This window comes from Glutamicibacter sp. JC586, assembly GCF_009805585.1.
Lineage (GTDB): Bacteria > Actinomycetota > Actinomycetes > Actinomycetales > Micrococcaceae > Glutamicibacter.
The window spans coordinates 107,176-126,256 of record NZ_VHIN01000010.1; the positions used below are offsets into that span (position 1 = coordinate 107,176).

General features: G+C 55.4%; 19 protein-coding genes. 6 read left to right on the forward strand and 13 right to left on the reverse strand.

What is annotated here, in order from left to right:
• Nucleotides 1-70: 70 nt before the first annotated feature.
• Together FJV47_RS08475 and FJV47_RS08480 are read right to left on the reverse strand one after the other, a co-directional pair.
• Nucleotides 71-721 carry a helix-turn-helix transcriptional regulator gene (locus FJV47_RS08475; RefSeq protein WP_159611970.1) on the reverse strand — a complete coding sequence of 217 codons (651 nt, stop codon included), beginning with the start codon at nucleotides 719-721 and terminating at the stop codon, nucleotides 71-73.
• Between the two features lie 23 nt (nucleotides 722-744).
• Entirely contained in the window at nucleotides 745-2,334 is a 1,590-nt protein-coding gene (locus tag FJV47_RS08480; protein WP_159611972.1) for a methyltransferase, read from the reverse strand.
• A gap of 72 nt (nucleotides 2,335-2,406) precedes the next feature.
• Between FJV47_RS08480 and FJV47_RS08485 the strand changes: the two genes are divergently transcribed.
• Nucleotides 2,407-2,985, forward strand: a complete 579-nt coding sequence (locus FJV47_RS08485; RefSeq protein WP_159611974.1) for a GNAT family N-acetyltransferase — start codon at nucleotides 2,407-2,409, stop codon at nucleotides 2,983-2,985.
• A 59-nt stretch (nucleotides 2,986-3,044) separates the two neighbouring features.
• On the opposite strand, the gene FJV47_RS08490 is transcribed toward FJV47_RS08485, so the two are convergent.
• On the reverse strand, nucleotides 3,045-3,944 hold the full coding sequence (locus FJV47_RS08490) for a rhodanese-related sulfurtransferase (protein WP_159613093.1): 900 nt from the start codon (nucleotides 3,942-3,944) through the stop codon (nucleotides 3,045-3,047).
• Nucleotides 3,945-4,108: 164 nt separating this feature from the next.
• Between FJV47_RS08490 and FJV47_RS08495 the strand changes: the two genes are divergently transcribed.
• Together FJV47_RS08495 and FJV47_RS08500 are read left to right on the forward strand one after the other, a co-directional pair.
• Nucleotides 4,109-4,765 (forward strand): GNAT family N-acetyltransferase, encoded by a 657-nt coding sequence (locus FJV47_RS08495; protein ID WP_159611976.1) that lies wholly within the window; start codon nucleotides 4,109-4,111, stop codon nucleotides 4,763-4,765.
• 100 nt (nucleotides 4,766-4,865) lie between these two features.
• Nucleotides 4,866-7,196: a DEAD/DEAH box helicase gene (locus FJV47_RS08500; protein ID WP_159611978.1), complete on the forward strand. Its 2,331-nt coding sequence runs from the start codon at nucleotides 4,866-4,868 to the stop codon at nucleotides 7,194-7,196.
• Between the two features lie 32 nt (nucleotides 7,197-7,228).
• Here the strand turns inward: FJV47_RS08500 and FJV47_RS08505 are convergent, their stop codons facing one another.
• The 7 genes from FJV47_RS08505 to FJV47_RS08535 all read right to left on the reverse strand — a co-directional run bounded on the left by FJV47_RS08505 (nucleotide 7,229) and on the right by FJV47_RS08535 (nucleotide 11,820).
• Entirely contained in the window at nucleotides 7,229-7,609 is a 381-nt protein-coding gene (locus tag FJV47_RS08505) for an Rv3654c family TadE-like protein (RefSeq protein WP_159611980.1), read from the reverse strand.
• Nucleotides 7,606-7,953: a TadE family type IV pilus minor pilin gene (locus FJV47_RS08510; protein ID WP_159611982.1), complete on the reverse strand. Its 348-nt coding sequence runs from the start codon at nucleotides 7,951-7,953 to the stop codon at nucleotides 7,606-7,608. Before FJV47_RS08510 ends, FJV47_RS08505 begins: the two co-directional genes overlap by 4 nt.
• A gap of 3 nt (nucleotides 7,954-7,956) precedes the next feature.
• Complete coding sequence (locus tag FJV47_RS08515) at nucleotides 7,957-8,139, reverse strand: DUF4244 domain-containing protein (RefSeq protein ID WP_159611984.1); 183 nt, start codon at nucleotides 8,137-8,139, stop codon at nucleotides 7,957-7,959.
• 141 nt (nucleotides 8,140-8,280) lie between these two features.
• A complete protein-coding gene (locus FJV47_RS08520; RefSeq protein WP_159611986.1) occupies nucleotides 8,281-8,817 on the reverse strand; it encodes a type II secretion system F family protein in 537 nt (178 codons plus the stop codon).
• A complete protein-coding gene (locus tag FJV47_RS08525) occupies nucleotides 8,814-9,359 on the reverse strand; it encodes a type II secretion system F family protein (protein WP_159611988.1) in 546 nt (181 codons plus the stop codon). Before FJV47_RS08525 ends, FJV47_RS08520 begins: the two co-directional genes overlap by 4 nt.
• A 128-nt stretch (nucleotides 9,360-9,487) precedes the next feature.
• Nucleotides 9,488-10,738: a TadA family conjugal transfer-associated ATPase gene (locus FJV47_RS08530; RefSeq protein WP_159611990.1), complete on the reverse strand. Its 1,251-nt coding sequence runs from the start codon at nucleotides 10,736-10,738 to the stop codon at nucleotides 9,488-9,490.
• Nucleotides 10,735-11,820, reverse strand: a complete 1,086-nt coding sequence (locus tag FJV47_RS08535) for a hypothetical protein (RefSeq protein WP_159611992.1) — start codon at nucleotides 11,818-11,820, stop codon at nucleotides 10,735-10,737. The genes FJV47_RS08530 and FJV47_RS08535 overlap by 4 nt, the downstream gene beginning before the upstream one ends.
• 147 nt (nucleotides 11,821-11,967) lie before the next feature.
• On the opposite strand from FJV47_RS08535, the gene FJV47_RS08540 reads away from it, so the two are divergent.
• Nucleotides 11,968-13,617 carry a bifunctional 3'-5' exonuclease/DNA polymerase gene (locus FJV47_RS08540; RefSeq protein ID WP_159611994.1) on the forward strand — a complete coding sequence of 550 codons (1,650 nt, stop codon included), beginning with the start codon at nucleotides 11,968-11,970 and terminating at the stop codon, nucleotides 13,615-13,617.
• Nucleotides 13,618-13,628: 11 nt separating this feature from the next.
• Here FJV47_RS08540 and FJV47_RS08545 read toward each other — a convergent pair whose 3' ends face one another.
• On the reverse strand, nucleotides 13,629-14,306 hold the full coding sequence (locus tag FJV47_RS08545; RefSeq protein WP_159611996.1) for a CoA pyrophosphatase: 678 nt from the start codon (nucleotides 14,304-14,306) through the stop codon (nucleotides 13,629-13,631).
• Complete coding sequence (gene nth / locus FJV47_RS08550; protein ID WP_159611998.1) at nucleotides 14,303-15,097, reverse strand: endonuclease III; 795 nt, start codon at nucleotides 15,095-15,097, stop codon at nucleotides 14,303-14,305. The genes FJV47_RS08545 and nth overlap by 4 nt, the downstream gene beginning before the upstream one ends.
• Before the next feature lie 202 nt (nucleotides 15,098-15,299).
• Here nth and acs point away from each other — a divergent pair, with 202 nt between their 5' ends.
• Both acs and aroQ read left to right on the forward strand, forming a co-directional pair.
• On the forward strand, nucleotides 15,300-17,276 hold the full coding sequence (gene acs, locus FJV47_RS08555) for an acetate--CoA ligase (RefSeq protein WP_159612000.1): 1,977 nt from the start codon (nucleotides 15,300-15,302) through the stop codon (nucleotides 17,274-17,276).
• A 125-nt stretch (nucleotides 17,277-17,401) separates the two neighbouring features.
• Nucleotides 17,402-17,854, forward strand: coding sequence for a type II 3-dehydroquinate dehydratase (aroQ, locus tag FJV47_RS08560; RefSeq protein WP_159612002.1), 453 nt, complete (start codon nucleotides 17,402-17,404; stop codon nucleotides 17,852-17,854).
• Nucleotides 17,855-17,860: 6 nt separating this feature from the next.
• Here the strand turns inward: aroQ and FJV47_RS08565 are convergent, their stop codons facing one another.
• Nucleotides 17,861-19,051, reverse strand: a complete 1,191-nt coding sequence (locus FJV47_RS08565) for a MarP family serine protease (RefSeq protein ID WP_159612004.1) — start codon at nucleotides 19,049-19,051, stop codon at nucleotides 17,861-17,863.
• Nucleotides 19,052-19,081: the final 30 nt, after the last annotated feature.

The window sequence follows — 19,081 nt, forward strand, 5'->3', positions numbered from 1 at the left end:
GTGCCTACTCTATAGCCACATTTCCCGATGATCTTACACCGAAGGATCGTTGTGGTTTGAGCCAAGCTTATTACAGGGCTGCTTCTCCGGAACTCTGATATTCAGGAAGCAACGAGATTAAGTAGAACATACGACGGGAGTCAATGCTTCGTTCCTCGGCAGTAGCTTTCGCCTCGTACTCATAGACCAAGTCCAACATTCTGCGGTTGAACTCACGCTGCTTGTCCTCTGAGAGGAACACCAAACCGCTTGTTAGCATGGGCGGTCGGTCAGGATCTGGGGTGATTCCTGCGGCGGCTTCATTTTGACGTCGCTGCACTTCAGCATTCAACCGAGTTCTAAATGCGTTTAATTGCACGTTGAGATAGGCAGTCTTTGCATTGGACGAGTCGATCTGAGTGTTCAGTTCCAAACGTTCTCCGGCAGCACGCCACCGGCGTTCGCGTGCATCGCCTTCGCTTGCCGCACGAATCACATATCCGTATTTTTCAAGCGCCCGTAAGTGATAACTCATGGCGCTAGGCGTCAGGTCACAAAGCGAAGCAAGCTCGGTTGCCGTTCGAGTTGTTTGCGAGGCAAAGAGCTCATCTAAAACGATGAGTCGTGCGTCGTGGGCCAAAGCGCGAATAGCCTGTGGGTCCGTAATGGAGACAACCTGCGGATATTCGCCGGTCGCGCTCGAGGCTTCCGAAGCCTGCTCCTGCGTTGTGTTGCGTGTCATAGGGAAAAACTTTAGCGCTTGTTTCACATTTTACGAAGCATGCCGTGTAGTAAGAGGCGCTTCACTGCTTCATAAAGTCGTTCCGCGAAGTCCTCCTCCTCCTCACCGATTAATGAATCTAGGGCATTGACTAGCTGATTTACAGACAAATCACCGTCGCATGCGGAAACAAAACCGGCTTGGGCAGTATCAAGAAGTTCAGTCCTACGCAGACCTGCACCTTGGCGCAACAAGATCACCCCTGGATGCTCCGCGCCCGGGCGCTGATGGCGCTCTTCGGTAACATCGTCAGCCACTAGGAGGTGCCAATTTTTGAAGTCCTCCCCCGCGGCAGCCAGCTGATCAGCCATGGCGATGTCACGCTGCAAGGTCGGCGCCAGTGGCTGCTCCACTTGGTGCGTGATCTGCTCAAAACTTTGCATGACCGGTCGGCCATCAACTGGCTTGCGGAAGTAAACCAAACCAAACCCGACAGCAGCCACCGAGCGGGACTCAAAATCATCAAGATATGCGTTGTAGGCGGAAATGTAGGAGCTGGTGTCTTCAGTTTGCGAAGAGTCGCGTAACCACGTCTCAGCGTATCCGCTAGGAGTGGTCTGCTCTCGTTCAATAACCCACACGTCCAGGCCATCGCCAAACCATTGCCGGACGCGGTGATCCCAGGCAGTATCAGATTCCTCACCTAAGCGATGAATCTCCCAGTTTGAGAGCATCTGCATCGACCCACCCGGGGTCAGGAACTCAGGCGCCTGACTGATCAGGGTACTGACCAAGTTGTCTCCTGCCATTCCACCGTCACGATAGGTGAAACGATCCTTGGCACGCTCGTTGGAGCTACGAGGAGTAATAACGAACGGTGGATTGCTGGCAATCAGATCGAATCGCTCAGATGCCACCGGCTCAAATAAGCTGCCTTGCAACAAGGTCACGCGCGCTTCAAGATTGTTTGGATCTAAGTTCAGCGTGCGGTGGTTCAACAACAAGTTAAAGCGAGCGAACCCCAAGGCGCGGGCAGAGAGGTCGGTGGCGGTGACATGTTCAGCATGCGAGAGCAAATGAAACAGTTGGATTCCACAACCAGTTCCAAGATCTAAGGCTCGCTGGACATCAGCACGAATGGTTAGCTGCGCCAGAGTCCGCGACGCCTGCCCAATACCCAGCACATGGTCGGTGCGCAAGACGCCCGGTCGCTGATGAGCACCTAGATCGTGGGCTACCCACAGCTCGCCATCAGCATCAGAGGAATGTAGCGCCAAGGCGATAGTGGCACGGTATCCAGCGGCCCAAGATTCTATGAGACCCAACTTGATTAGTCCCTCGGTCTTCACATCGCTAAATGCCTGATTGATGGCAGCTTCAGCTACTGTCTGACCCAACTGGAAGAGGCGCACCACAGTCACTAGAGCAGTATCAGGCTTTTGACGATCTAGGATTCGAAGAGCCGGATGAATCTGATCCCGTGCAAATGCTGCAGCCGCTTCATCCCCGAGCAATTCAGCCACGTTTTCATAGCCATAACCGACTGCAGCTAAGTCAGCAGCTAACAAGTCAATCAATGACTGTTTAGAGCTTTGAGGGGTATCGTCCAGGGCAGAAAATTCAGCGGCATTCACACCTTCAAGTCTACCTAGTCATGCAACTGTGCGCAGATAGGTTGCACCAACCAGTACGCATAAGATGTGGGCATGACTCACGTGACCGTTACTTTCCTGCAACAGCTGTCTGCACAAGAGCTCATCAGCTCGTCCAAGCCCCTTCCGGCAACGGCAAGCATTGAATTGGTTGAGCACATCTCCCCGGAGTACTCGCGCTTTTTGTATCAAAGTGTTGGCAGTGACTTGAACTGGACGGATCGTCTTACTTCAACCAGAGATCAATGGAAAGAAGTTCTGGAACGTCATGGATCCGAAACGTGGGTTCTCTACCAAGCCGGCGCCCCACGTGGGTACTTTGAGCTAGTCACGGAAACGGCAACGGGTAAGAGCGAAGTGGAGATCTTTTATTTCGGTCTCTTCCCTGAAGCTACCGGTCAAGGTCTTGGAGGGGCATTGCTCACCGAGGCACTCACTCAAGCATGGAACCTAACACGACGATGGCCTTCGCTGCCCGAGGTCAGTCGGGTCTGGCTGCACACCTGCTCCTTGGACTCGGACGCTGCACTTCCTAATTATCTTGCCCGGGGGCTCAAGGTGTACCGAACCGAGGTTGAAGACTCCGAGATCTCGGATGCTTCGGTCGGGCTGTGGCCAGAGAACGCGAAATAAAAAAACTCGGCAACAACCTCACATGGAAGTTGTTGCCGAGCAAAGTCAGCCGAAAACGATTATGCCTCTACGCTGCTGCAATCTGGGCAACGACGTAGCTGATCGTCGTGGGCGCAGTCCTCGCAGAACAAGCGCAGGTTGCGACAGGTTGGGTTAGAACAGTTTTCAAACTTATTCGTTGGGCCTTCACAGCCAACGCACTTACCGATGGTCACGGCATCTTCCGAGAACTCAGTGTGCATGCGCTTGTCGAAGACGTAGAGCGAGCCTTCCCAGAGACCTTCATCAGCGTACTTTTCGCCGTAGCGGACGATGCCGCCCTGCATCTGGTACACCTCTTGGAAGCCACGCTTCACCATCAATGCGGAGAGTACTTCACAACGGATACCACCGGTGCAGTAGGTAACCACTGGCTGGTCTTTCAGATGGTCGTACTTGCCAGAATCTAGTTCAGCGACGAAGTCACGGGTGGTGTCCACATCCGGAACGATGGCGTCCTTGAACTTGCCGATCTGCGCTTCAAACGCGTTGCGGCCATCAAAGAAGTGAACCTTCTCGCCGGACTTTTTCTTCTCATCTACCAACTCGTGAAGTTCTTCGGGGCGCAAGTGGGTTCCGCCGCCAACAACACCGTTTTCGTCGACCTCAAGTTCGCCAGGGGCACCAAAGGTGACGATCTCGTCGCGGACCTTGACCGAGATACGTGGGAAGTCTTCAGCGGAGCCTTCGGACCATTTGATGTCCATTTTCTTGAAGGCAGGAAGTTCGCGGGTAGCTTTGACGTAAGCTTTAACTGCCGAGATCTCGCCACCGACAGTACCGTTGATGCCGTCTTTGGAGATGATGATACGTCCGCGTAGTCCCCAACGTTCCAGCAAAGAGCGTTGCCACAGGCGAATAGCCTCTGGGTCGGGAAGCGGGGTAAATGCGTAATACAGAACAATGCGATGAATGGCCACCATATAATATTAGTAGCTTTTGGCCGCGAAACGCCGAGTAGAAGAGCAACGTCACACTGATTCGTCGCGAATTTTCCAGTGGTCCGGTGGTCCAATGGTTTCAACTAGGCAACGATTAGGTCGATGTCAGCAAATTCCTAGTAAAGACAAGGTAGGGTCAAATTATGGCATCAAACGCAAGCGATGAACTGATCGGCACCTGGGTCACCGGCTGGGCTGGAGCTCGAGGCTACGAAACTCGTAACGAGGGACGAGTCCATGCTGCCCTGCGTCACGACACCACCGAAGACTGGGAATACGTCATCTACGGTCCCTCAAAAGAGGAACTGGCCGCGGTCGCTGAAACCTTAAAAAAGCACCCAAACCGTCGTCTTACGGCGTTTGATGATTCGGCCGAAAATCTAGTCGCATTCGCCAGTGAAGTCGGTCTACAAGTTACCGCTGACGACGAAGCACTAATGGTCACGGAATTGGCAGTGCATGACGTTGAGGTACCTCTGCCACTGGACGGTTTTGTCTTCCAGATCGAGCGCGATGGCACCCATGCTTATGTCTCCTTGCATCCCGAGGAGAACCAAGAGATCGTCGCCGCTTCCGGTCATGTATCGGCCGTTGAGGGTGTGGCAATTTTTGACCGTATTATCACCGGTGCGGACTTCCGTCGCAGGGGTCTAGGAACCCTGATCATGCGCGCCCTCGCTTCCTTGGCTCAGGAACATGATGTCGACGAAGGACTCTTGATTGCCTCCGTGGACGGTCAGCAACTCTATGCATCTCTGGGTTGGACCTCGCTGGGCAAAGTTGTCATGTTCAAGGCATAAACCACCACATACTTTTCTATCGCCGCACCCAACGCATGAAAGTGTAGGGTGCGGCGATAGTCTTTAACCTCAGCAATTCTTGGTTCCGAAAGGCGTTCACGTGAAATCAGTGCGTTCCCTGCTGGATCCATACGACCGGACGAACGATCCGGATGCGGTTTTGCATCGTCGCTCACGCCCAGCAAAAGATGAAGTCACCAGCGACTGGCCTTCGTGGCTCAGCCCGGAACTGATCGAGATCTTTCAGGGCCTAGGAATTCAGAAGCCTTGGCTGCATCAGTCTCAAGCAGCTAATCTCATCCACGAGGGACAGCACACCATCGTGTCTACCGGCACTGCATCAGGAAAGTCGATGGCTTACCTGATGCCGAGTTTAGACGTGCTTTTCAAAGCCCGGGACAGCGGATTTAATGACGCAGGGTCTGCCGCATCTGTGCTTTATATTTGCCCCACCAAAGCCCTGGCTGCCGACCAGCTCGCTGCCGTTGAGGCACTGAACGTTCCTGGTGTTCGCGCCGCACCCTATGACGGCGACACGGATCAGGCAACGCGTACATGGGTCCGCCAGCACGCCAACTTTGTTTTCACGAACCCGGATATGTTGCACCGGGGTATCATGCCAAACCATCCCGCATGGTCAAGATTCTTTAAGCGCTTGCGATACATCGTTATAGATGAAGCGCATTCTTATAGAGGTGTTTTTGGTGCCCATGTCGCCAATTTGATGCGCCGCTTGCGGCGAATCTGCGAACACTATGGCAACACGCCGATTTTTATTGGCGCCTCGGCTACCAGTTCGGATCCAGAAGAGTCCTTTGGTCGCCTTATCGGTGCTGAGGCCAAAGCCGTCGTTCATGATTTTTCTGCCAGTGGTGAGTTAGTCATTGGGCTATGGGAACCACCATTAACGGAACACAAGGGGGAAAACGGTGCACCTGTTCGCCGCACGGCGATTGCTGAGAGCGCATCAATTCTGACTGATCTGATGGCGGATCACGTTCGCACCATAGTTTTCATCAAGTCTCGCCGTGGAGCTGAAACCATTGCAACGCTCACACGCAAACATTTAGAACGATTCGCCCCCGAGCTCTCAGTACGTTTGGCAGCTTACCGTTCTGGCTATCTGCCCACGGAGCGTCGCGAAGTTGAACGACAATTGCGTAGCGGCGAACTGCTGGGGGTTACCTCAACTTCTGCCCTCGAGCTGGGCATCGATATTGCAGGGCTAGATGCCGTGGTCGTAGCCGGTTGGCCAGGTACTCGTGCTTCGTTCTTCCAGCAAATTGGTCGAGCCGGTCGTTCCGGGCAAGATGCGTTGGCTATTTTTGTCGCAGCCGAAGATCCTTTAGATACTTACCTTGCTCATCATCCGGAAGCCATTTTCGATCTGGGTGTGGAAGCCACTGTTTTTGATCCTCACAATAAGTATGTGCTCAGCGGACATTTGTGTGCTGCTGCCCAAGAGTCTCCCCTACGCCCGGAAGAACTTGACCTGTTTGGCCCGCACACCGAACAGCTACTTGAGTCTCTAGTTCAGAGAGGATACCTGCGCCGTCGTCCGGCCGGCTGGTTCTGGACCCATCCCCAGCACGCGGCAGCGATGTTCTCAATCCGTGCGGACGGCGGAGGCCCCGTAGATATCATTGACGCCCAGACCGGCGCCCTGCTTGGAACCATGGACTCACCTCAAACGCACTATCAGGCTCATCCGGGAGCCATCTACGTCCATCAAGGTGCCAGCTACTTTGTAGAAGAACTCGATGAGCAGAACCACGTGGTCGTCGTGAGCAGAGTCAACCCCGATTACTACACCACTGCCCGAGACCTAACCACGGTTGCCATCGATGCTGAAGAACGTAAGAGCAGCCACCGAGAACTGAACATCTTCTTTGGCGAAGTCACCGTGACCACTCAAGTCGTTTCGTTTCAAAGAAAATCTGTGGCTTCTAACGAAGTACTTTCCGAAGAACCTCTTGAGCTAGAGGCCAGAGACCTAAATACCAAGTCTGTTTGGTTCACACTGACCGAACAACGATTGTTGCGCGCTGGTCTGATGGTAGATCAATTTCCTGGGGCACTACACGCAGCCGAGCATGCGATGATTGGGCTACTTCCGTTGGTGGCCACCAGCGATCGCTGGGATATTGGAGGGGTTTCTACCGCGCTGCATATGGACACCGGTGAACCAACCATTTTTGTTTATGATGCACAGCCCGGCGGTGCCGGATTTGCCGAACGCGGATTCGAACGGTTCATCGATTGGGTGCGTGCAACCCGAGACGCGATCCAGGCGTGCGAATGCCAGTACGGCTGCCCTAGCTGCGTGCAATCCCCCAAATGTGGCAACCGCAATAATCCGCTGGACAAGGCCGGAGCCATCTTGCTACTCACCGCCGTCCTTGATGATGTCGAGCCAAGACATCATCGGTAGTCCCCTGGGTAAGTAACCTGCGCCCGTCCAAGCTAGGGCTGATCTAATGGTGGCGCTCCGGCACGTGCCCTAGCCGTCGCAGAGTAGATTTCGAACCCCATGATTTCAGAGGCGATTCCGACTCTTGCGGTGACCGCTGCTGTTTGCCCGTCTGCTTCAACTAGACACGAATCTAGATGAGCTTTGTTGGCCGCGGCCAGTTCTGCTGCCACTCCACAAGGATCTCCTGGGCGCAGTCCACGAGCGGTATCTGCTGCCGCTAACGCAGCTAAGTCTGCAGCCGATGCGGCGGTCATAGCCGCACGCACTGCAGCTGCCCACGCTAGCAGTGCCCCTGTCAGAAGCAGAGCAACGATCACTAACGCTGTAGTCATGACCGTGCCGCTGCCTCGGTCCTCCCTCAACGATTTCATTTGTCGCTTCTTTCCATAGCGACACTTGCCTCGCCATGTATTTGCACGTTTCCAACAATGGGAATCTGCATCGCTTTGCGGACGGTAACTTTAGAAAATCCGCCTCCGTTAGAGACTGTAAAACTGGCCTTGTTCCCTGCTAATCGTTCACCGCTGGCTCGTGCAGTGGATCCGTCTTCGCCCCGGGCCAATTCCCTAGCCATGGCACCGGCTGCTTGCTGAACTTGGATCTGTTGGATACCAAGAACACCGAGACAGAGAAGAAGGGAAAGCATCAACACCACTGCCGGAAGCAGCACCGCAAATTCTGCGGTGCTGCTTCCAGTTTCATCGTTGAATTTCATGACCTACAACGACAAGGCTTTGCTGATTAGGCCCATCAACATTCCACGTACATCGCCGCTGGAGAGGATGCTGATGAGTAAGCCGGCGAATGCCACGGCGGCCAGGGTGACCATCGCAAACTCGGCCGTGGTGGAACCCTGATCATCCTTCAGTTGCTCCATGATTTCGCGGAACTGTCCGTTCATCGTTTTCACCTTTCTCAGTGATAGTTGTTGGTGGCATTGGCGCAACCAACGGTGTATCTTCACTTTCAGCTAGTTGGGTAGTGGTGCGAGACAGCTTCCCGCGATCTGGGTATAACTCTCATGTCACCTTCTGCCAACTAACTACATGCTGGGGAACAGCGCAATGATCAACGGCACCACGCCTAAAGCGATGAAAGCCGGCAAGGCGCACGCTCCTAAGGGCAGAACGAGTTTTGTTGCGAATTGTGCTCCGAGTCGAGCAACTTTTTGGGCATGCTCGCGACGCTGAAGCGCAGCTGTATTGCGTAGAAGATTGGCCGCAGGTGCGCCAGTGGTGTGGGCAAAAAGCAACGCCTTGCGCAAAGGTGCAAGCCATTGTGGTGCAGCTTCCCATGCTTTGTCCCAGGCAAGGTTCATTTCCAGGCAGCGGGCGACGCTTCGCAAAACTGCACACTGTTCAATGCTGCTTCCGAGCAAATCTAGGATCTGGGTTATAGGCATCCCTGAATCCAACAGGCTAGCGCCCAGATCAAGAACTAATTCGATTGGTTGCTCGCTGGCATGACGCTTGGCTGAACCGTTCGCGTGGTCCGCCAAAGACGGAAACCGCGTAGTAAACCCTTTGCCTAGGCTGAGAATTCCGGCGAGCGCAGCCGCTAACAGGATGAGCGTGTTCATGACAGTGCTTGCTCTGAGGTTGAACGCATGAGTCGCTGGCACCAGAATCTATTCGCTGCCCAGAGGCCTGCGCCGATAGCCACGCTTAGTTGGGCGACCCAAGAGGAAATGACTGTACCAATCACGTCGATACCAACCAATAGTCCAAACCCGAAGCCCACCAGGGGAAGCCAAGTGAGTAACTTTGTCGTGGCTTTCGGGCCGGCCATGGCAGCGTCAAAGGATTGCTGGGCGACCAGGGCTGCTTCTAAGTCCTCGGCCAGCCGTTCAAGAACCTCAGCCAAACTAGCACCGCTGTGTTCCGAGATTTTTAGGCACCAATGTAGTCTTTGCACCGCCTGATATTCGCTGTGAAGCAGGGAGACTAATTCATTGCCCGGTTGATTATTCAGACGATGCGTCGCTTGTAACTCGTGGAGAGCTTTTGCGACTGGTCCAGTGTGTTCTTCCACGGCGAGCAGTGCTTCAAGCGCTGGATAAAACCCCACGCCGCTGCGTAGAAGTGCTGAGAGTTCTCGGATGACTCGTGCATCTTCATTCATGGCCAGATGCTCTTGTTGCCCAGTTTTCCCGGACTTTTTCCACCGACTCCACCCTGGGATGGTTGGGATATCTGTTCGTTGGTTGCCGGGGATCCACAAAGCTAACGCGAGTGCGCAACAGATAAGTATCAGCATGGTGCTTGATTCCTGTCTGTACTGTTGCCTAGCTCTGCGACGATCTGGCTGATTATCTCGGGTCCAAATTTTTTCTCCATCACTTCTTGGGCATGTTTCGTGAATGGATCCGCGGAGTGCAGATCAATTAGCGTGTGCATGATCATGCGCCCTGATTGGTCCGTCTCCAAGGTTCCTAGTGCTACCGGTCCGCGGCGACCTTGATCCCCACGACTCAGATGGATCACTAGATCAAGAGCGCTGGAGGCCTGCAGCGAGGTGGCTTGAACGCTCCATCCTGCCAGCGCTCCCAGGGCAGCTAGTCGGGCTGGGACTGACTCTGGATTATTGGCATGTAGCGTTCCGGCCGCTCCTTGGTGTCCGGTATTCATGGCCGCGAGAAAATCTCTAATTTCTTCGCCTCGGCACTCCCCTACAATTAGCCGGTCAGGACGCATTCGAAGAGCTTGAACAACCAGATCTTTGAGTTCTACAAGCCCCGCGGCTTCAACGTTTGCTGCCCTAGTTTGCAGAGAAACGACATGCGGATGGTTCACTTGTAATTCCTGGGAGTCTTCAACGATGACTAACCGCTGTTGTCCACCGGCTACGGACAGCATCGATTGCAGCAAGGTAGTTTTTCCGCTGCCCGTGCCTCCGGTGATCAGAAAGTTCATTTGTTCGTTAATAATGGTGCGCAACAGTGAGTCCCAGAATCCCAGGGAGTGCTGTAGTACTTCACTAAGCCCCAACGCACTGCCGTGTTTAACTCGTATCGAAATGAGCGGGCCGGCGACCGCGATGGGTGGAAGGACAGCGTGAACTCGATAATTTTTCAGGCTCATGTCCATAAATGGGCTCGCCGAATCAAGCCGTCGACCAGCCAAGGTTGCCAAGTGAACGGCCAATTCACGGACCCGTTCAGGTGAGGAAAACTTGAAGTCCGTTAGTTCCAAACCCCGTGGAGAATCGGTCCAAACTTGGCCTTGCCCATCTACCAGGACATCGGTGACATCGGGGATGCGCGCAAATGGTTCAAGAATTGAAAGGCCTGCCACTTCGTGTTGCAGGATCTCCAACGAGTGCGCTGCTCCTTGTGCTCCCAACGCCGCTCCGGAATCATGGACTGCTCCTGCCAGTGCGATGGCATCAAGTTCTCCACCGGATAGAAGTGCTCGTTCACGCACTGATTCGAGGATCTTTACATCAAGGGTCTGTCCGGCGATAACTGTGGTGCCGTCTTTGCTGTGTCGTCCTGAACTCATCGGTGTTGCTCCTGACCTTGTGGAAGTAAGCAAAGGTCCGATAGCCCTTGACGCAATGCTCGGGATTTGAAGCTATCGAGTAATTCACCACGTCCGGTGGCTTTGATAATGCGACTGTTGATCGGAAAAGTCCCAATAATCCGAGTTTGATCCGGGGAGGATCTGTGCAGACGCTGCTCACCGCATAACACCGTGTCACCGGTCGAAGGGACGGTGGCGTTATTTGCGGTGAACACGTGACGGTCAACAAATTGGTTGATGACCTGATGCTGTGGATGCGACGAACGTCCGGTATCCAGCACAAGAAAGTCGAAACCCTGACGAGCTGAGGCGAGGAGTCGGATTAGTAATTGTTCTTCTAAGGCCTCTTGCTCTTGTGTTTGTGTCCACGTCAATACCGAGGTTCCCCGTAGTTGTGGCAGTGTCTCCGCCAGTTGGTGTGCCGCCAACGCGCCGCCAGACTTTGCCAGTTCTTCCCATCCGATACCAACCGGTGCTTTGGAAGTAACGCAGGGCCACAAACTGCGTGAATGTGGGTCAACATCGATCAGCACGCTGCGCAGGCCGCTCAAGGTTCCGGCATGGGCCAACAGCATGGCCATCGTGGTCGTGCCCAATCCACCTGCAGTGGCGCAGATGGCCAAGGTGTGTCCGTGACCAGCTCGCATGGCCCACAATCCGAGATATTCTCCCAACCATTGGCCTGCTGAGGGTAGCAGTGCAACCCGAGCCTTAGGCATACGACTTGCTAGAGACCAAAGCTGCGACGCCTCGGATTCTGGTCCCACCAGCACGTCCACCGGATAGTTTTGATTACTCGCGGCCGCCGCCATGTCACTTCCCCAGAGCACCGGACCTGAGATGCCAAGACTTATGCTGTCAGGTTGGGTGCATTGAACAATGCGTACCGCAGCTCCCACTGCAATTGCGGCACAGAGTTCAATGATTCGTGGGTCCCCGCTCACGATGGTGCATACTGGTTCATTGCTCACATCCCCCAGAGCTGCTTGTCCCTGGGTTTGTACCGATCCTGTCACCAGCTTTGTCGCTGGCCTTGTTACCGGGTCTTCAAGTTGGGTCATGATGAAGCGATCGGTTGTGTGAGACTGCGGTCCTATTGAGGTGTCAGTTAGCCATTTCATCTATTGAGCGTGGCATCAGGTGCTCGAGTTCATTACCGGTAGGGTGCCAACTGGGGATATCTGAGAGTGGCACGGCACAATGGAGGTATGAGTGCCATCGCCTTTATAGCTTCCGATCCCGATGGCTACGCCCTAATCGATCTTCGCGAAGCTCAAACAGGTCAGTCGCTTAAGGAAATACAGCAGGTCTCACGCGAAGACTTTGTCAGTGTTATCGAGACGATGGAGGCGCAGGTTCAACCGCGCTGGGCCATGTTGCGTACTGACCCGTGGATGAAACCCTTGGTGTCTTCTGGTGTTTTCTTGGCCAAGGCATACATTGTGTCTTTAGCTCAACGCATCATGCATCGCACCCCGTTAGCCAGCGAGCCTGTCGCCGATTTTGATCTTGAACGTCCGCTCTCCGTTCCCGACCGCTTCAATCAGGATGCGCTTTTTGCAGCTCCTAGCTCAGGCGAGTCCCTCGAGGATTTGGTTGGACTCTACTCCCAGCAGCAAAAGGCGATGCCAGCGGATCAGATAGCGCGTCGGCGTTTAGAACTGCTGATTCATGCAGAGTCGGTGGGCGCGATTATTGCTTGTGAAATGGAAGAAGCCGGGCTTTCCTGGGACGAATCTGAACACCGGGCACTGTTGCGCGAGCAATTAGGTGAGCGGGTCACGGACTACTCGCGTCCGCCTAAGCTTGTGGCGAAGGCACAAGAATTAGCGGCTGCATTGGGCACGCCAGGGTTGAACCCCGATTCTCCGCAGGAGCTACTTCGTGCCTTGCACAAGGCAGGATTCGCGGTGCGTTCGGTGCGGGCATGGGAACTAGAGCAGATCAAGCATCCACTGATCAACCAAGTGCTGGAGTATAAAAAACTTTCCAGGCTTGCCAGCTCTCACGGCGATGCGTGGCTTGACCAATGGGTGAAAAATTCGCGCTTCCACCCGCACTACGTGCTTGGCACCGTGGCCTCTGGCCGTTGGGCTGCCTCCGGCGGTGGCGCTTTGCAGCTTCCCCATGCCATTCGTCAGGTTGTACGAACCGCTCCCGGGCGCACCTTTGTGGTCGCCGACGGGCGACAATTAGAACCGCGCATTTTGGCGGCGATTTCCAATGACCAACAGTTACAACGAGCCGGTCAGCAAGATGACCTGTACCAGTGGCTGTTGGACGCCAAGCTGGTCTCCACGCGCCAGGAGGCTAAATTGGGCATGCTTTCGGTGATCTACGGCGGTGGTGGTGGCGCTTCAGGTAACGTTGGCGCCGCCTTGACCCGCAGCTTCCCGACCGCCATGAAATTTGTCGAGCAAGCAGCCCAGGCAGGAGAACAAGGCTTGGGGGTACGCAGCTTTTTGGGTCGTGGTTGCCCGCCAGCCGATGAGGTCTGGATGCGCGCCCAACGCGACACCTCAGATGAAGCTTCGCAGCGCGCAGCTGACATGGCGGCCCGAGCTAGGGGCCGGTTCACCCGAAACTTTGTGGTTCAGGCAACCGCGGCCGAGTGGGCACTGGTGTGGATGGGGCATGCTAGGCACCTGATCCGCACCGCCGGCTGGGGCGAAGTATGCCAGCAGGTCTTTTTTGTGCACGACGAGATCGTTTTTGAATGCCCTGTTGAACTCGCTGAGCAGCTTCAAGACCTTATCCGGCACGCGGCGATGCTGGCCGGACGCACCCTCTTTGGGGCCTCTTCGCCGTACTTCCCGGTCAGTGTGGCCATCAACGCCAACTATGGTGAAGCGAAGTAGAGGCTCGGCTACTAATTCATGCGTACTTCGCGCGCGGTGTCCCAAGAATGAGTCCAGCCCAGATCGGTGAAGAGCCGGTCTAGCACGATGGCGGTGAATCCCCAGATGATCCGTTCACCAAATCTGAAAGCCGGTGAGCGGAAACTTCGACCATTGCGTTGCACCACCCCGGTCACCCGATTTTTAGGATTCAACAAGTCGGCCACGGGTGCCCGGAAAACCCCGGCGCTTTCCCCCGGGTCCACCGCATGTACCGCAGACTCGGTATGCCACCAACCCACCACCGGTGTCACCAGGAAATTAGATACCGGCAGTTCAGTTTCCCCTAGGTCTCCAAGAACTTCGATGCCGCTGGTTTTCACCCCGGTTTCTTCCCATGCCTCACGCAACGCCGCATCGGTGACGCCAGAGTCCTCGGGATCAACCCCGCCTCCAGGGAAGGCGATTTGCCCGGCGTGTTTACGCAAGGTTGTGGCCCGTTCAACAAACAGTACGTCCAGGTCTTTGGCTTGTGCATTTTCGCTCAACGAATGCTCACCGGCGGCCCCAAAGAGAATCAAGACGGCAGCCTTGCGGGCTGGGCTGCCTTGGAGATCCATTTCGATCCATTCCTTAGGCAGCTTTGTTGTTGCGCCCACCTTGGCTTGTTTTGTGGCGATAACCTGTTTCAGTTCACTGCGTGCGCTCATGCGTCCAATCCATATCCTTGCTCGCGTAGCTGCCGACGAGTGGCACCGGCCTGCATTTTTGCTAGCAAGTCTTCGCGCCCCGGGGCGAGCTCATACTTAAGCAACTTCGCAGCCTTGGCAGGTATTTCCTCGCCGATGCCATAGGAGGGGCACAACTTCGCCACTGGGCACACGCCACAGGCGGGTTTGCGAGCATGACAGATTCGGCGACCATGGAAAACGACGCGGTGGCTAAGCATGGTCCAATCGCGTTTTTCGAACAGCGCGCCGACTTCATGTTCCAGTTTCACTGGGTCGGTTTCTTCGCTCCACCCAAAGCGGTTGGCTAGTCGCCCAAAGTGGGTATCTACGGTAATTCCCGGGACACCAAAGGCATTGCCCAAAACAACGTTGGCGGTCTTGCGCCCCACACCGGGAAGCTTAATTAGTTCCTCCAATGTGGGCGGGACCTCACCGTGATGGCGCTCGACTAGCGCTGCGGAAAGTCCGAGCAAGGAATCGGTCTTGGCACGGAAAAACCCGGTGGGCCGGATCAATTCCTCGATCTCGCCGCGCGGCGCCTGACTCATCGCTAGCGCATTTCCAAAACGGGCAAAAAGCTGCGGCGTGATCGCATTGACCCGCACATCTGTGGTCTGCGCTGAGAGCACTGTGGCCACCAGCAGCTCGAAGGGATTTTCAAAGTCCAGCTCTGGAACCGCATACGGATAGGTTTGGGCCAGTATCCGATTGATCTTGCGCGCCCGACGTTTCAGGCCCAGCTCTGTTTCCTCTTTTGGTTTTTTCGCCACGCATAGATCGTTTCATGTGCCGGCCAACTTTTCATTCCCTGACACCGTCAACAACTGCTGTTCATCGCAATGAACTAACCGCTCAGCGCAGAAGTCAACCACTTTCAGCCCCATTGGTGACACAAAGCACAACCAAGGAGCAAAGAGGATGTAACTTTGATCACAGGGAATATTTATCTTCACACGGAAGGACGCGAAGCCCGTGAGCGATTCGAAAACCTTGGACAACCTGTCACATGAAAACCGGTCTTTTGCCCCGAGCAAAGAGTTCAGTAATCAGGCGATTGCCACCGCTGCTAGCTATGAAGCTGCCAGCGCTGACCGTCTGGCCTACTGGGCCGATCAGGCACGCAATGTTCTGACTTGGGACACCGACTTCACGCAGACCCTCGACTGGTCCCAAGCTCCGGTGGCCAAGTGGTTTGTCGGTGGCAAGCTTAACGCCGCTTACAACGCCCTGGATCGCCACGTTGAAAACGGTCTGGGCGAGAGGGTGGCCATTTACTTCGAGGGCGAACCCGGTGATACCCGCACCTACACCTATGCTCAGCTGACCGAAGAGGTCAAGAAGGCGGCCAATGCCTTTGAGTCCTTGGGTGTGACCAAGGGAGATCGTGTGGCGGTATACCTGCCAATGATTCCCGAAGCCGTGATCACCATGCTCGCCTGCGCCCGCATTGGTGCGATCCACTCGGTGGTCTTCGGTGGCTTCTCCGCCGACGCATTGCGTAGCCGAATCGATGATGCCGACGCCAAACTGGTGGTCACCGCCGACGGCACCTGGCGCCGTGGCAAACCTTCGTCGCTGAAACCTGCCGTGGATGCCGCGCTCGTAGCCGAGGGTCACACCGTGGAAAACGTACTGGTGGTCAAGCGCAACGGCGAGCCGACCGACTTCGGCCCCCTGGACAAGTGGTGGCATGAGGTCGTTGAGACAGCCCCTGCAGAGCACACCGCGGTAGCTCACGACTCCGAGCACCCACTATTTGTGCTCTACACCTCGGGCACCACTGGCAAACCCAAGGGAATCGTTCACACCACCGGTGGCTACCTGACCCAGGGTGCGGTGACCCACCGCGACACCTTTGATCTGCACCCAGAATCTGATGTGTACTGGTGCACCGCGGATATTGGTTGGATCACCGGCCATTCCTATGTCACCTATGCCCCATTGATCAACGGTGCAACCCAGCTGATCTACGAGGGCACCCCTGACACCCCACATCAGGGTCGCTGGTGGGAACTGGTAGAAAAGTATGGTGTTTCGATCCTTTACACCGCACCGACTGCCATCCGTACCTTCATGAAGTGGGGACGTGAGATCCCTGATGGTTATGATCTTTCCTCCCTGCGCGTGCTCGGTTCGGTCGGTGAGCCGATCAACCCCGAAGCATGGATGTGGTACCGCGAGGTCATCGGCAGCAATAACGGCAAGAACGGTGAGCGCAAGGAGAACCCGACACCTATCGTTGACACCTGGTGGCAGACCGAAACCGGCGCTCACATGATCACCCCGCTACCTGGCGTGACCGCAACCAAGCCAGGCTCGGCTCAGGTCGCCGTACCGGGTATCAGCATTGACGTGGTGGATGAAACCGGTGCCTCGGTGGACGACGGCCAAGGCGGTTTCCTGGTCATCCGCGAACCATGGCCTTCGATGCTGCGCGGCATCTGGGGCGACATGGAACGTTACAAGGAAACTTACTGGTCCCGCTTCGAGAACACGTACTTTGCCGGCGACGGTGCCAAAAAGGATGATGACGGCGACCTCTGGCTGCTCGGCCGCGTGGACGATGTGATGAACGTGTCCGGTCACCGCCTATCCACCACCGAAATCGAGTCCTCTCTGGTGGCTCACCCGTACGTGGCTGAAGCAGCAGTAGTTGGTGCCAAGGATGACACCACCGGTGAAGCCGTGGTTGCCTTTGTGATCCTGCAGACCGAGCCTGCCGATGGTGAAGATGTGGTTGCTACCTTACGCAACCATGTTGGCAAGGATATTGGTCCGATCGCTAAGCCGAAGCATGTTTTGGTGGTTCCTGAACTTCCCAAGACCCGCTCGGGCAAGATCATGCGTCGTTTGCTCAAGGACGTTGCTGAGGGCCGCGAGGTCGGCGATGCAACTACGCTCTCGGATTCGACAGTTATGAGTCAGATCGCGCAGTCCATGGGCAAGTAACCCATAGGCAATAACGCCACCGCGGTAAGAGAACACTTTCTGAGTCCTCTTACAGCGGTGGCGTTTTCTCGTTGAACAATAAACATTGGCGGTGGATCGGCCAAGTTTGTAATAGATTTGAGTCCATGACCCAGAACGCGACACGCACCATCCTGCTGCTCAACGGACCGAACCTGAACCTGCTGGGAACTCGTGAGCCACAGATTTATGGACATGACACCTTGGCTGATGTTGAACAGCTAGCCCGTGACACCGCAGCAGCCAATGGCTACGAGCTACGCGCACTGCAGTCCAATCACGAAGGTGTGCTGATTGATGCGATTCATGAGGCCCGTGGTTCGGCCGCCGGGATCATCATGAACCCTGGAGCATTCACCCACACCTCAGTGGCCATCGCCGATGCAATCAGCGGCGTTGAATTACCGCTGATCGAGGTCCACATTTCCAACGTTCACCAGCGCGAAGCCTTCCGCCATCATTCTTATGTTTCACCGGTGGCCAGCTCGATCATTGTGGGCGCTGGCGTCAACGGCTACAAACTGGCCGTCGAGCAACTGGTCCACTTGCTCTCCAAGTAGGAACCCCTAGTCGGAGATGCAGTCCCCTGTGCTCACCGAGCTACGTTTAGTACCTAGGGTGTTCATGGCGTTTTCCATTTCGCTCAAGCTCAGCGCGAAGCCGACCTGATCATCGCTACGCGACTTGGCGAAGATTAGTCCCACGGCTTCGCCCTGGTCATCAAGTAGTGGCCCACCGGAATTACCTTGGGCTACCTGCGCGCTGAGCTGGTATACCGAGATCCGCCCCGGATCCTCGCCGTAAATATTCGCAATAGAGACATTGGCTCGTGAAGCGATCACGGCGCTACGTATTTGTTGTGGACCGCCGGCTGGGTACCCAATGAAGGCGGCCGAATCACCGCGGGTTAGCTCGTCGGGGGCCAAGTCGATCGCAGGAGTCTGTAAACCTTCGACATAAAGCAGTGCGATATCGGTGTCTGGATCGAAGTAAACGATGCTTCCGCGGTGAACTTCATCACGACCGGTCTCTACTGTTGCCGAGCCTAAACCGGCCACCACGTGGGCATTTGTCATCACCAATTCGGGTGCCACAACAAAGCCTGAACCGGTCAAGTTCACACCGCACTGAACCGCAGTGCCAGAGATTTTCGCTGCGGATTCTGCAGACGCGCGTTGCAAGTCACTGGCCTGCCAATTCTGGTCCACCGGTTGATCGATCTGCGGCGCGAAAGGCTCCAAGAACGCCGGCAGGGTTTCGGCGATCACTTTGGAACGCGCGCTAGAAATTGCCGAGTTCACGAACTCTGGGGTGAGCGAACGAATGGTCTTGATCATCGTGGACTTACCGATCTCCATGGACAGGCGTGGGATGCCCATGCTGGAGGCGGAAAACGCCAGACCACCAATGATCGTGGCGGTAATGATCACCGAGAGAACACCGCCGATGATGCGGTCAACCGAACGCAAAAAGTCCACGTTCATCCAATGTCTGATGCGCGTGGCAATGACCCTGCCTAGGGCTTGGCCAAGGATGATCAGCAGTGCTGCGGTGGCGACCATCAGCGTCACACGCCACCATGGATTAGTGGCAAAGGTTGAAACAAGAGGAATCGCAAAGAATGCGGCCACACCGCCAAGGATGAGACCCACCATGTCCCCGACGGTCAGCAGGAAGCCCCGACGGAGTCCGAAGATGAAAAAGATCAGCAAAACTGCACAGATGACCACGTCGAGCCAGCTGAAAATTCCGAGCACCAAGACTCCAATGCGTTCATTTACTTTGTA

Bases quoted from the DNA above. Each gene is read 5' to 3' on its own strand.
- FJV47_RS08475 (WP_159611970.1), bottom strand. From the start codon at position 721: ATGACACGCAACACAACGCAGGAGCAGGCTTCGGAAGCCTCGAGCGCG.
- FJV47_RS08485 (WP_159611974.1), top strand. From the start codon at position 2,407: ATGACTCACGTGACCGTTACTTTCCTGCAACAGCTGTCTGCACAAGAG.
- FJV47_RS08495 (WP_159611976.1), top strand. From the start codon at position 4,109: ATGGCATCAAACGCAAGCGATGAACTGATCGGCACCTGGGTCACCGGC.
- FJV47_RS08505 (WP_159611980.1), bottom strand. From the start codon at position 7,609: ATGAAATCGTTGAGGGAGGACCGAGGCAGCGGCACGGTCATGACTACA.
- FJV47_RS08510 (WP_159611982.1), bottom strand. From the start codon at position 7,953: ATGAAATTCAACGATGAAACTGGAAGCAGCACCGCAGAATTTGCGGTG.
- FJV47_RS08515 (WP_159611984.1), bottom strand. From the start codon at position 8,139: ATGAACGGACAGTTCCGCGAAATCATGGAGCAACTGAAGGATGATCAG.
- FJV47_RS08520 (WP_159611986.1), bottom strand. From the start codon at position 8,817: ATGAACACGCTCATCCTGTTAGCGGCTGCGCTCGCCGGAATTCTCAGC.
- FJV47_RS08525 (WP_159611988.1), bottom strand. From the start codon at position 9,359: ATGAATGAAGATGCACGAGTCATCCGAGAACTCTCAGCACTTCTACGC.
- FJV47_RS08530 (WP_159611990.1), bottom strand. From the start codon at position 10,738: ATGAGTTCAGGACGACACAGCAAAGACGGCACCACAGTTATCGCCGGA.
- FJV47_RS08535 (WP_159611992.1), bottom strand. From the start codon at position 11,820: ATGACCCAACTTGAAGACCCGGTAACAAGGCCAGCGACAAAGCTGGTG.
- FJV47_RS08540 (WP_159611994.1), top strand. From the start codon at position 11,968: ATGAGTGCCATCGCCTTTATAGCTTCCGATCCCGATGGCTACGCCCTA.
- FJV47_RS08545 (WP_159611996.1), bottom strand. From the start codon at position 14,306: ATGAGCGCACGCAGTGAACTGAAACAGGTTATCGCCACAAAACAAGCC.
- aroQ (WP_159612002.1), top strand. From the start codon at position 17,402: ATGACCCAGAACGCGACACGCACCATCCTGCTGCTCAACGGACCGAAC.